The sequence below is a fragment of the Candidatus Synechococcus spongiarum SH4 genome, assembly GCF_000586015.1.
Taxonomy (GTDB): Bacteria; Cyanobacteriota; Cyanobacteriia; order PCC-6307; family Cyanobiaceae; genus Synechococcus_B; species Synechococcus_B spongiarum_F.
This window is the reverse complement of the sequence record NZ_JENA01000026.1, coordinates 1-12,312: the sequence shown is the minus strand read 5'-3', so window position 1 is coordinate 12,312 and position 12,312 is coordinate 1. Positions and strand designations below refer to the sequence as shown.

General features: G+C 61.9%; 11 protein-coding genes and 2 pseudogenes. 7 read left to right on the top strand and 6 right to left on the bottom strand.

Going from position 1 to position 12,312, the window contains the following annotated elements; translation table 11 throughout:
• Positions 1-96 precede the first annotated feature (96 nt).
• Positions 97-2,502 (bottom strand): BamA/TamA family outer membrane protein, encoded by a 2,406-nt coding sequence (locus BG35_RS0102425; protein ID WP_051506104.1) that lies wholly within the window; start codon positions 2,500-2,502, stop codon positions 97-99.
• A gap of 61 nt (positions 2,503-2,563) precedes the next feature.
• Positions 2,564-3,343, bottom strand: a complete 780-nt coding sequence (gene purC, locus BG35_RS0102420) for a phosphoribosylaminoimidazolesuccinocarboxamide synthase (RefSeq protein WP_034416630.1) — start codon at positions 3,341-3,343, stop codon at positions 2,564-2,566.
• A gap of 77 nt (positions 3,344-3,420) precedes the next feature.
• Here purC and purD point away from each other — a divergent pair, with 77 nt between their 5' ends.
• Both purD and BG35_RS09915 read left to right on the top strand, forming a co-directional pair.
• A complete protein-coding gene (gene purD / locus BG35_RS0102415; RefSeq protein WP_025781543.1) occupies positions 3,421-4,719 on the top strand; it encodes a phosphoribosylamine--glycine ligase in 1,299 nt (432 codons plus the stop codon).
• A gap of 26 nt (positions 4,720-4,745) precedes the next feature.
• Positions 4,746-6,754: pseudogene (locus BG35_RS09915) on the top strand (ATP-binding protein).
• Here the strand turns inward: BG35_RS09915 and kaiC are convergent.
• The 3 genes from kaiC to BG35_RS0102395 are packed head-to-tail and all read right to left on the bottom strand — an operon-like array spanning position 6,729 to position 9,002.
• Positions 6,729-8,282, bottom strand: a complete 1,554-nt coding sequence (gene kaiC, locus BG35_RS0102405) for a circadian clock protein KaiC (protein WP_025781542.1) — start codon at positions 8,280-8,282, stop codon at positions 6,729-6,731. The pseudogene BG35_RS09915 and the gene kaiC overlap by 26 nt on opposite strands.
• A gap of 4 nt (positions 8,283-8,286) precedes the next feature.
• Positions 8,287-8,625: a circadian clock protein KaiB gene (kaiB, locus tag BG35_RS0102400; protein ID WP_025781541.1), complete on the bottom strand. Its 339-nt coding sequence runs from the start codon at positions 8,623-8,625 to the stop codon at positions 8,287-8,289.
• Complete coding sequence (locus tag BG35_RS0102395) at positions 8,625-9,002, bottom strand: hypothetical protein (RefSeq protein WP_080687987.1); 378 nt, start codon at positions 9,000-9,002, stop codon at positions 8,625-8,627. The genes kaiB and BG35_RS0102395 overlap by 1 nt, the downstream gene beginning before the upstream one ends.
• A gap of 91 nt (positions 9,003-9,093) precedes the next feature.
• Here BG35_RS0102395 and rplU point away from each other — a divergent pair, with 91 nt between their 5' ends.
• From rplU to BG35_RS12960, 3 genes are read left to right on the top strand one after another with little or no spacing between them, the layout of a single operon-like run.
• A complete protein-coding gene (rplU, locus tag BG35_RS0102390) occupies positions 9,094-9,513 on the top strand; it encodes a 50S ribosomal protein L21 (protein ID WP_025781539.1) in 420 nt (139 codons plus the stop codon).
• A gap of 39 nt (positions 9,514-9,552) precedes the next feature.
• On the top strand, positions 9,553-9,816 hold the full coding sequence (rpmA, locus tag BG35_RS0102385) for a 50S ribosomal protein L27 (protein ID WP_025781538.1): 264 nt from the start codon (positions 9,553-9,555) through the stop codon (positions 9,814-9,816).
• Between the two features lie 51 nt (positions 9,817-9,867).
• Positions 9,868-10,038 carry a hypothetical protein gene (locus tag BG35_RS12960; RefSeq protein WP_161632504.1) on the top strand — a complete coding sequence of 57 codons (171 nt, stop codon included), beginning with the start codon at positions 9,868-9,870 and terminating at the stop codon, positions 10,036-10,038.
• A gap of 90 nt (positions 10,039-10,128) precedes the next feature.
• Here the strand turns inward: BG35_RS12960 and BG35_RS0102375 are convergent.
• Positions 10,129-10,428, bottom strand: a pseudogene (locus tag BG35_RS0102375) (transposase); the annotation flags it as partial.
• A gap of 228 nt (positions 10,429-10,656) precedes the next feature.
• Here BG35_RS0102375 and BG35_RS0102370 point away from each other — a divergent pair.
• The gene (locus tag BG35_RS0102370) at positions 10,657-11,379 is read left to right on the top strand and encodes a hypothetical protein (protein WP_025781535.1); all 723 of its coding nucleotides are present in this window, start codon (positions 10,657-10,659) and stop codon (positions 11,377-11,379) included.
• The coding region (locus BG35_RS12585) for a fibronectin type III domain-containing protein (protein WP_161632503.1) at positions 11,376-12,312 on the top strand (937 nt) is incomplete at its 3' end. The genes BG35_RS0102370 and BG35_RS12585, both read left to right, overlap by 4 nt.

The window sequence follows — 12,312 nt, the reverse complement described above, 5'->3', positions numbered from 1 at the left end:
CGAGACCACTGTGGAGGCCCACGCCGGCAAGGGTCGTCTCGGAAGCAACGGTCCACCGGCGTTTGTAGTCGGGAGGCCAGACCATGGCAATGGCCCCTAGAACTTCCAGCCCACGCCAAAGTTGAAGCGCCAGTCGTCGTTGTGGTTGCCTTTGGCCATCTCCCCGCGCAACGGTCCCAACGGGGTGCTGAGCACCACGCCGGCGCCATAGCTGAAGCCGCTGTCCGGCTTTTCTAGAAGTTTGCCGGGATTCCCCGTCACGTTCCCCTGGGTGCCCAGAACAGAGCCGGCATCGGCGAACATGGCGCCACTGACAATCCCGATGATGGGGAAGCGATACTCCATGGACAGTTCAGTGAAGGTTGTGCCGGGGCCGATGGCGCATTCATAGAAGCCGCGGATGGAGGTGGAGCCGCCGAGGCAGAAGGATTCATAGGGTGGGTCCGCCCCCAGGAGGGCGCCGCCTGTCACCTGAAATGCAAGCGTTTGAGGGCACTCTTCCGCTTCTCCGGGGGCCGGGCGGCAACCCGGGTGGATTTTGAGCAGCTTCACGGGAATGAAATGGGCCAAGCTGAACTGGGCTCGATTAAAGGTTGGCGACCCTTCCCCAACAGAAATATATTGCTCTGTGGAGAAGCTGGCAAAATTGCCGCTGGTTGGATTGGCCCTGTTATCCAAGCTGCTGTAAAGAAGGCCAAGGCGCAACCCGGCCAGGAAGTTGTCGGATTGACAATCATGGCCCACACAAAAGAAGTTATCGGTTGTCTCCTGGTCTTTTTGGGGTCCCTTTGCGTAGATCCTGGATTCGCCACTGCTATTCTGAACGGTGACTTGCTGGAAAGTGAGACCAGCGGAAGCCGTCCATTTGACGTCCTCGGCAAGGGGATCGCCATCGTTCAGAGGCCGGATAAACTGGAAATTCGCCCCGACTCGTTGTAGGCGGACATTGTGAGTGCCACTATCTTCATAAAAGAAATTCTCAGTTTCAGGGTCAATTTCTCTGCTATCCCCCATAGTGGTACGTAGTCTAGGATTCTCTACACTTGTTGCATTATAGACAGTATTTGTTGTAGGATTATCGGCTTCACGATAGTATTCTACCAAGCTCATATCGTCTCCCTCCTCTCGCCGAAACTGCAGTGGAATCTCTCGGCTTAGGAATATATTCATCCGGAATGCTGTGCGATAGGGATCATCCTTGATCCAGGGATCGTGAAAAGCAAGGTCCAGCGTTCCGCCCCGGCCATAGGTGAACTGCGAAGTCGTTCTCCAGGCGCGGCCAAACAGGTTGTCCTCGCTGAAGTCAACCTGACCGTATAGTCCCTGAACACCGCTATAGCCAAGGCCACCGGAGACGGAGCCGGTTTTGGCTTCCTGGATCTTCAAGACCAGCGCCACAAGACCGGGATCGGCGGGAATGGGCTTCAGGGAGACGTTGATGTCGGAAAACAAGCCTGTGCCGTAGAGGCGTTCCAGGTCCTTCTGCAGGACGCGGCGATTAAAGCGATCCCCCGCCTGGGTGGCCATTTCCCGGGTGATGACCCAGCGCTTGGTATCCCCGCGGACGGGCTCTCCCTCCTTATCGGTGGTCTCCCCCTCCTCGTTGGCAAACTCGATCTCAATGTCCGATACCCTGCCCTCACGAACCGTGAGGATGATCACCCCTTCCGGGGTGATTCGCGTTGGTCCCAACACCCTGGCCAGCGCATAGCCTTGCTCCGCATACCACTCCTCCAGGCGGGTCAAGCGCCTCTGCAGGCTCTCCAGGTTAATGGTTTGCCCCCGGTCCGCCGCGAAGGCCTCCTGCACCACCTCGTCCGGTAGCAGAACATCCTGCTCCTCCAACTCCACCCCACTCAGAACAGGGTTGGGGGTGACGGTCACCTCCAGGCGCACCCCCAGCGGCCCATCGGTTGGAACGACCCGCACGTTGCTGAACCAGCCCGTGGCGTAGACGGCGGTGAGATCTCTTTCCAGTTGGGAGCGGGTTGTGGTTCCACCCGGCCGCACCTCCATGGCGTCGTAGGCAACGATCTCAAGACGTTCCCTTTCCGGGTGATCCTCCAGCCCCACAATGACCACTTCGGCGATGACCACCTGCTGCTCAGGGGCAATGTCCTGAACCGCTCCGGACGGGGCTTCTTCAGGGAGAATCTGCTCCCGTCCAGGGTCGTCCGGCTCCTCCTCCTCCAAGGGCGACAAGGATGGGTCCTCGGTGGCTTCTTCCTCTTCCGGTTCCTCTTCCGGTCCACCCTGGGCCAGCTTCAGGTTATCCAGAGCCTGGGCCACTTGGCGTTCGGCCGCAGCACCGCTCAGGGCCATGGGCGCCGCCGGCCGGATCAGGCCCAGGTCCTCGATCAGGGGAGACGCCATATGCAACCCGTCAGCGGGCTGCTCCACTTGGGCAAACAAGGGTCCGGGGGACGCCACCGTGAACAGGCCAGCGGTGGAGAGGGCGCCAAGTAGCTTGGCGGAACACCGGCGCTGGCGGAAATTTACCATGGAGTACCAAAAACCCCATAGGGCTTGAGACATGCTTGACCAATGTAATGCCGCCATCCTACTAGAGTCCCTCGCCAGGGTCATGGGATCGAGGCTGGAGGCCAAGGGCCTGGATGCGGTGATTAACCTCCTTGTAGGCGGCAACCAATCCGCCAAGGCCCTGACGAAGTCTGTCTTTGTCAAGACTACGCCCTGGGCTGTGGGGACTCTGCCGCCGATCCCAGAGGCGACAATTGTCCGGGCTGAGTTCATCCCCCAGCCGCAGTTGGCCGGAGGCGTCCCAGCCAAACTCCAGCTTGAGGTCCACCAGATCCAGGTCGAGACCGGCCAATGCCTGATGCAAGGCGCCGTTCGCCTGACGGGCCATGGTCTCCAGTTGAACCCGGGCCTGGGGTGTGAGGATCTTCAAGGTTGCCAGCCTGGCCTCACTGAGGAAGGGATCCCCCAAGGCATCGTCCTTGAAGTAAAGGTCCAACAGAGGCGGCTCCAACTGTTGCCCTGTCACGATGGGGAGTTGCCGCAGCAGCGAGCCCGCCGCCCGGTTCCGCAACACCACCTCCAGAGGGATCATGCGCAAGGGTCGGACCAGCATCCACCCGTCCCCCACCAGTTCCCGGAAATGGGTGGGCAGCCCCGCCTGCTCCAGAAGGGTGAACAACCGGGCTGAAATCTGGCAATTGAGCCTGCCTTTGCCGGGCAATCGAACCTGGCGCCGACCGTTGGATGCCGTTGCCACGTCTTTGAACTCCACAGCGCACCACTGGGGATCCGCTGTGGCATACAGTCTTTTGGCCTTCCCTTCATGGAGGAGGGGGCCAAGGGCAAGGGCCGGGGTATCCATGATCATCTCAGGCAATGCCAGGTCCGGCAGCCCAAGCTAAGGGGAAACGCCACCCTTCACCCAAACATTCCAAATCCATGACGGCAAACATCCTGGTGATCGGCTCAGGTGGTCGTGAACATTCCCTGGCCTGGGCTCTGGCCGGAAGCCCGGGGGTGCAGACGGTGTGGGTGGCGCCGGGCAACGGGGGCATGGTCAGCCCTGGGACCGAGGGATCGGCGCCCATTGCCGTGGCGCCGGTGGCCGCGGACGACGGCACGGGAATTCTCCGGCTTTGCCGGGACAAGGCCGTCACGCTGGTGGTGATTGGTCCCGAGGCCCCTCTGGCTGCCGGCCTGGCGGATCATCTGCGGGGCCATGGCCTGACGGTGTTTGGTCCCGGCGCCGACGGGGCCAGGTTGGAGGCCAGCAAAACCTGGGCCAAGCAGCTCATGACCCAGGCCGGCGTGCCCACGGCCCCCGGTTGGGTGGTGACCAGCCGGACGGAAGCCATGGACCTGCTCCACCGTCTGGGCCGCCCTCCGGTGGTGAAAGCCGATGGGCTGGCGGCGGGGAAAGGGGTGACGGTGGCCAACACCATGGCTGAGGCCGAAGCCGCCGTGGACCGGGCCTTCGCCGGGGCTTTTGGCCGTGCGGGGGAGAAGCTTGTGCTGGAGGAGCGCCTGGAAGGCCCGGAGGTGTCGGTGCTGGCCCTCTGTGACGGCCGGGATCTGGTGCTGCTCCCCCCTGCCCAGGACCACAAGCGCATTGGCGAGGGGGACACCGGAGCCAACACCGGCGGCATGGGGGCCTACGCTCCGGTCCCGTTCCTGGATCAGCAGGATCTGGAGCACATGCGCAGCGCCATTTTCCTGCCGGTGCTGGCGGCGCTGCGGGAGCGGGGGATTGATTACCGTGGCGTCCTGTACGGGGGCATGATGCTCACGGCCACGGGGCCCACGGTGATCGAGTTCAACTGTCGCTTCGGGGATCCGGAGTGTCAGTGCGTCTTGCCGCTGCTGGAGGGCAATCTGGCCGCCGTACTCCAGGCCTGCGCCCTTGGCCGGCTGGGGGAAGCCCCAATGCTGAGCACCCGCGGCTCCAGGGCCAGCGCCTGTGTGGTGGCTGCTGCGGAAGGTTATCCCGGCCCCGTTCGCCGCGGGGACCTCATCACGGACACCGGCAGCGTCAATTCCGGGGGGATGGTGTTCTACGCTGGCGTGGGGTCCACGGCAACAGGGCAACTCCGGACCGCCGGAGGGCGCGTCCTGGCCAGTGTGGGGCTTGGTGACAACTTTGACCAGGCTTTTGACCAGGCCTACAATCGCCTCGGCCAGATTCACTACACTGGCAAAACGGCTCGGTCCGATATTGGCCACCAAGTGCGTCGGCGCTGAGAAGCACTGCAGTAGAGCACGACATCATGGACATCCTGAAAGCTCTGCCGACTGCATTGCGGCAGTGGTGGTCAGAGTTCACCCTCCAAGCCAAGCTGCTGGCCCTGTCCACCCTTGTGGTGAGCCTCATCATGACGGGTCTCACCTTCTTTTCCCTGTCCTCCATCCAGGCGGATGCCCGCCTCAGCGACACCCGTTATGCCCGGGACGTGGGTCTCCTGCTGGCTGCCAACGTGACGTCCCTGGTGGCGGAAGGCCAGGATCGCCAAGTGATCACCGTGGCCCACCGCTTCTGGGAGCAAAGCAACAGTATTCGCTACATCCTGTTTGCCGACCCTGACGGGATGATCTACCTGACCCTGCCCCTCGACAACGCCGAGGAAGACAGCACCCTGCGGCTGCGGCGCCGCCTGGAGTTGCCGGACAACATCCATGACCATCCCGGCGATCCTCTGGTGCGTCAGCACCTGTCCCCCGACGGCCAGGTCACAGACGTGTTTGTGCCCTTGACGGCCGATGGGCAAAACCTGGGTTCCGTGGCGCTGGGCCTCAACCCCAATGAAGTGGTTCTCAATACGACGGCCCTAACCCGCAAGGTGACCATTGCGGTGTTTATTGCCATCTGGGTGCTGGTGATTCTGGGGGCTGTCTTCAATGCTCTCACCATCACCCATCCCATCAAGGCGCTGCTCCACGGGGTGCGCAAAATTACCGCCGGCCAGTTTTCCACCAGGATTGCCTTGCCCATGGGGGGTGAACTGGGGGAGTTGCTGGCGGGGTTTAACGCCATGGCCAGCCAGCTTGAGGTGTACAAGGCCGCCAATATCGAGGAGCTGAAGGTGGCCCAGGCCCAGCAGCAGTCCCTCATTGCCACCATGGCGGATGGGGCCATGCTTCTTGATAATCAGGGCCGTGTGGTGCTGGCCAACCCCACTTCCCAACGGTTGTTCCGCTGGGAGGCCCGCAAGCTGGTGGGGGAGCCGCTGGTGAACCTGTTGCCCGAATCCCTGCTGATGGACGTGGGGGAAGCCCTGCAGCAGGTGTTGGCGGGTGAACAGGCCACCCGGGACATCCGTTGCAGCTTCGGTTCCCCTACCCGCACCTTGCGCATTGTGCTGGTGGCGGTCACGGATCCCAGTAGCAGCGCCCTGAAGGGCGTCACCGTCACGCTCCAGGACCTGAGTCGTGAGGTGGAGCTGAACGCCGCCCAAAGCCGCTTCATCAGCAACGTGTCCCACGAGTTGCGGACGCCTCTGTTCAACATCAAGACCTACGTGGAAACCCTCCATGACCTGTGGACACAAATCAGCGACGAGGAACGTAGCGAATTTCTGGCCACGGCCAATGCGGAAACCGATCGCCTGACCCGGCTGGTCAATGACGTGCTGGATCTTTCCCGTCTGGAGTCAGGGCAGGAGTTTCGGTTTGAACCCATGGATTTGCGCCCGGCCCTGGAGCAGACCCTGCGCAACTACCGCCTCAACGCGTTCGACAAGGGGTACGGCTGCTGTGCGAAGTGGAGCCCACCCTGCCCCGGGTTCAGGCCAACTTCGATCTCCTGCTCCAGGTGCTGGACAACCTGGTGGGCAACGCCCTCAAGTTTACCCCGTCCGGTGGCCTGGTATGCCTCCGGGGCTACCTGTGGCCGGACTCCTGCCCGGTTCCCGACCTGGGCGCCAGCGCCACCATCAACGACCTCACCTCCCGGATGCCCCGATTGCGGGTGGAGGTGTCCGATACGGGATGCGGCATGAACGAACCGGATCAGGTCAAGATCTTCGGGCGGTTCTACCGGGCTGAGAATACGGTCCACACGGAACAGGGAACCGGCCTTGGCCTGGCCATTGTGCGCAACATCATGGAGAAACAGGGCAGTGTCCCCAAGCTGGTGAGCAAGCCCGGCGTGGGAACCACGTTCTGGTTCGAACTGCCCCTGGAGGGCAGTGATGACGATGAACTGGCGTTACTGGCGGAGCGGGCCCGGACGGACGCCGCAGGGGACACTGCGATCATTCCCCGGCGTCGCTCCGGCTGACAATGCGGCGAAGGCTCTGGTGCTCATCCTCACTGATGCGTCTGGGGATCCCGCTGATGATCCGCTCAAAGTCCTTGAAGGAGTCTTTGATCTCGGCCCCGGTTTTGCCGATGAGAAACTCCCGGATGCCTTTGTCGTGCCAGGAGCCCCGCATCTTGAACACGTTGATGGACCGGGACATTTCACCGCCAATCTCCACATACTGCAGCAGCAGGATGGAATCGGTGATGGTGGAGATATGGGAGTCGGTGATGGAGTGGCTGCCCATGAATTCTTCGGACGTGTTGGTGAACAGCCCCGTAATCTCTTCCTGCTTCACATAACCTGTGACGCCAATCACAAACTGGCGAAAATTGCTTTGACTCACACCCCGCCCCAGGGCCGAGAGGGAGTCAATGGCGATGCGGGTGGGCTTGAACTGCTCAATGGTGGTCTGGATGATCTGAAAGTGGTCTTCCAGACCCGTGGACTCCGGATAGGCGCAGATAATCTTGATGAGCCCCGCCTGCTCCATCTTCTCGAAATCCATTCCCCAACTGACGGCGTTGCGCATCAGTTGGGCGCGGGATTCCTCGTAGGCAAAGAGGATGGCCCGCTCCTTGATCCGATACGCCTCCTCCAGGAACTTGCTCACCAGCAGTGTTTTGCCCGTACCGGTGGCGCCGGTGGCGAGGATGATGGAGTCCTTGAAGAAACCGCCGCCGCACATCTCGTCCAGGCGGGAGATCCCCGAACTGATGCGCGTATTGGAGGAGCAGGAGGTGAGCCGCATGGCCCCCAGGGCAAAGATGTTGATCCCCTTCACGCCAATGGTGAAGGGAAACTCCCCCTTCATGTGGCTGGTGCCCCGCAACTTGAGGATTTCACAGGTTCGCCGGCGCCGCTCCCCCTCCAGAACGTTGCGCAGGATGACCACGTTGTCGGAGACGAATTCCTCCACGCCATAGCGGGCGATCGGTCCGTACTCGTCAATCCGCTCCGTGGTCATCACCGTGGTCACCCCGATTTCCTTGAGCCGGGCGATCATGCGGAACACCTCAAGACGCACCACCGAGACGGCTTCATACTGCTGGAAAACCGCCGTCACGGAATCAATGGCCACCCGCTTGGCCTTGTACTTGCGGATGGCGTAGTTGATGCGCTCAATCAGCCCGGACAGGTCGAAGCTGCCCGCCATATCCTCCCCTTCCGGGTCTGGAGAGGCATCCAGCACAAAGAGCTTGTCCTGCTGCACCAGGTCCTGGAGCGACCAACCGAAGCTGCTGGCATTGCGCAGGATGTCGATGGGTGACTCCTCAAAGGTGACAAAGATTCCCGGCTCGCCAAACTGCTTGATCCCGTTGTAGAGGAAGTGGAGGGAGAACACGGTCTTGCCCGTACCGGAGGTGCCGCTGATGAGGGTGGCGCGCCCCGTTGGCAGCCCCCCATGGCAGATGTCGTCAAAACCTTCAATGCCGGTGGGAACCTTCTGAACATGGCCGAATCCCTGGCTGCGGGGATCCGGCAGGGGGGAAAGCTGACTGGTCATGGCCTCAGGCTGCCTCTTCTGGATCAGAATGCAACATGTCGGTTGCGTCGCCGGACAGTTCCTCGAAGAGAAGATCCAGGCCAATGAGGACCCGCTGCCGGTCCGAGAGGTCACCGATAATGCGCCGCACCGGGGGCGGCAGAATCTTTGCCAGGGTTGGTGTGGCCAGGATCTTGTCCTCTTCGGCAAGCTGGGGGTTTTTCAGCACGTCGATCACCTTGAGTGCATAGACCCCCTTGAACTCCGTCTCCAGGATCTCCCGCAGGGTCTTGAGCGCTCGCATGGAGTGGGGCGTGTTGCCGGCCACGTAAAGCTTGAGAATGTAGGTTTTGCCAGGTCTCATCAAGAGGTTTCAGGCGATCTGGTTGGCCGGAGACCGGGCTGATCCACAGCCATGGCCTTGCGGTGCGTCTCCATCAAGCGCGCCGTGATGTCAATGGGGGCCATGGGGTAGCCCTTCAGGAAGGTGATGCTGCACCCCTCCATCTTGAGTTGGGTGGCCAACCGGTCCATGGCCTGAACGTGGATCTTTACCAGCCGTGGAGCAGGCCATGGAGACAAAGTCCGCCAGCACCGCTTGAGGCGGCGCAACAGTTCCCCGCTGCCCGACTCGGTCAGGTTGCACAGAAAATTGCGACGATCCCGTTCATCCATCCCTGCAACCCTACACACCCGCCAACCCGCCGCAAGACAAGCCTTGACGGGGAGGGGACAAGCCATGAGAATGTAGACTCCGTTTTTTGCTGGTCAGCAGGTTTGGCTTGCAATGGGGCTTGTTCGCGAGTCCAGCCAGGCTGCGCCGTTTTCGTCCATGTCTTCATCATCGTCAGCTTCTCCGTCGGGCAACGACAACCCAACTGCCACGGCGCCTTCTCCAGTCCCTGCCGCCGATCCCGTTGGCGCCTACGCCATTGCCGAGGCCTGTGGCAGGCAGTTCTGGCTCCAGCCGGGACGCTACTACGATCTGGACCGCCTTGATGCCGCAGTGGACGAGACGGTGGAACTGGATCAGGTGCTCATGGTGCGTTCCGGCGCCGGGATCACCGTGGGAACCCCCTACGTGGAAGGGGGACGGATCAACCTGACGGTTCTGGCCCATCGCCGTGGCCCCAAACTCATTGTCTACAAGATGCGCCGCAAGAAGAAAACCCGCAGCAAGCGGGGCCATCGGCAGGCCCTCACCCGGGTGCGGGTTGACTCCATCACCGTGGCGGGACAACCCCTCGCCTGAGATCATCTCCTAACCTTTTCCTTCCCCCCTTGCAATTCCATGGCCCACAAGAAAGGCACCGGCTCCACCCGCAACGGCCGCGATTCCAACGCCAAACGTCTTGGCGTCAAGCGTTACGGCGGTGAGCGGGTTCATGCGGGATCCATCCTGATCCGCCAACGGGGCACCGCCATCCTCCCCGGCGAGAACGTGGGTCGGGGACGGGACGACACCCTCTTTGCCCTGGTGGACGGCATCGTGGGTTTCCAGACCATTCGCCGCAAAGGCGCCTGCCGCAAGCGGATTCAGGTGGCGCCTGGGTAGGGCTGGCTCAGGGAGGGGGTACCCGCTTGCTTGGGCTCACTGAACACCGGCTTGAGAGAAAGCCAGCCCTTCTTCTTCAAGGTCCATGGGGTGGCCGTGGGGGATCGTAAGGTGTTGGGCGGTCATCCCCTACATGATCCATCACTGCCCGGCCCAGGCGGCGCCGAGACAGGAGAGGTGCTGATTCTTGATGCCACAGCATCCAGCCTCAACGGGCGCTGAACGGAGCCAGCATAACTTTGGGATTTACAGTGGGATTTACAGACCTGGTTGCCCTGGATTGTGAAGGGCACAGTCCAGGGCGGGGCAGGCTCACTGCTTGGGGTCGTCCTTGCGCTTGCTGGCCTGTTGCGAGGGCTGAGGCTGGACGATGCCCCGGACAGCTTGCCCAAAGGTCAGGTTTAGGGGGCGCACACTCTCCACCTCGTAGAGCATGTCCTCCATTCCCGGATCACTGAGGTTGTAGAACAGTTGCACACAATGCACCCGCAGCAGCCGCTCCAACGGGTAGGGGACTCTCCCCTTGCCACCAGTGGGGTAGTAGGGCCGGATCCTCTCCAACAGCTTCTCCCACCGTATCAGCACCTCCAGCCGCTCCAGAAACTTCTCTCGCCGCGTCTTGCGCTTCTTGCTCTCCTACTCAAGGTCCGCAAAGCTCCTCGCAATCCTCTCCATACCAGTGGGCCTCCTGCCAGATCACAGTCTCTCACTCCATCCTGACACACACACCATCTCTTGTTCAGAGATGCCCTAGTGGAAGGAGTAGTGAAAAGCGTATGGACCGCCACTTCCGATTCACTCCAATTCGCCATCAGTGGCACTCCTAACCCCGTCCCCGCCGTGAGTTTTGCGGCTACCGGGGTAAGCGTATCTGAGGGTGATGGCACGCAGAACGTGACGTTGGAGATCAGCCCTGCGCCTACGGCCAACATCACGGTGAACTACGCGGTGAACGAGCCGAGGGTGTCGAGCTTAGATTGGGCCACGGTGGGCAGTGACTTCTCCATCACCGGATTGGACACGAGCACCAACTTGGGCACGGTCACGGTGCCGGCCAATAGCAGCAGTGTCACCATCCCGGTGGTCATCACGGACGACAGTGTGTCCGAGGGTGCGGAGCTGATGGAGCTGACCCTGAAGAGCGGCGCCGGTTACACGCTGAACAACCCGAAGCGCTTCAGCTTCGTCATTGGCGATGATGACCCGGGGTTGTTGTTCAGCGCCACGTCCCTGACGGTGGAGGAGGGGAGCAGCGCCACGTACACGGTGAGGCTGGGCACCGAGCCCACGGGCACTGTCACGGTGACGGTGGGCGGTGCCACTGGTGATGTGACAGTGGACACCGACCCCGACACGAACGGCAACCAGAACACCCTGAGCTTCACCACGTCCAACTTCAACTGGTCCCGTGCCGAGACGGTCACCGTCTCGGCAGGAGAGGACGCTGACGCCACGGACGACAGCGCCACCCTGTCCCACAGCGCCAGCGGCGGCGGCTACAACAGCGTGACGGGTAACGTGGCGGTCACCGTTACGGATGACGACACGCCCAGGTCGCCTTGAGTTGGGCCGACCCCGGCAACAGCGCCATCACCAAGTACCAGGTTCAGCGGAAGGCGGGCGGCGGCGCCTACGGCGGTTGGACGGACATCAGCGGCAGCGACGCCGACACAACGAGCCACACGGTGACGGGTCTCACCAACGGCACCGCCTACGGCTTCCGCATCCGCGCCGTGGCGGGCACAACCAATGGTGCGCAATCGGATGAGGCCACAGCCACGCCGGCCCGGGCAGATGGCACAAATCCTACTGGCACAGTGATTGCCACTCTCACCCCTCCGGCCACCGTCACTGCTAATACCGTCAACACGTTCACCGCACCCGTCAATACGGTGCTGGATGCGAGCACGACCTACTGGCTTCAGGCTGAAGGTGCTGTCACAGACACAACAACTTCTAACAGTGAGAGCGGTGCAACGGGGTGGTCTATCGCCGATGGCGGCAGGTTTCTAGATTCCAATAATTGGGTCTCTTCTTCTTTAAGGCATCGCTTCGCCATCAAGGGTACTGTCAATCCACCACCGGACACCACGGCGCCGACGGTGGTGGATATTGAGTACCAGACGCCAAGTGGTTCCCCCACCAATGCCGATAGCCTGAAGTGGCGGGTAACGTTCAGCGAGCCGGTGGACGGTGTGGCCGCCGCCGACTTCAGTATCAGCGGGAGCACTGCCGGGCTGAGCGTAGCGGCGGTGAGTCCGGACGGCAACGGCTTTGCCGCCAGTTGGGACGTAACCGCCAGCGGCGGCAACCTGGCGGGGGTAAGCGGGAACGTGAGCCTGGGATTTGCCAACGGCCACGACATCCGCGACGCAGCCGATAACCAACTGGTGAGCGCCGGGACCACCCCCAATGGAACCGATGAGCGCACCTGGGTGGTGGACAACACTGCTCCCACGTTGAGCATCGGCGGGCTGGGGGCCAGCATCAGCGGGC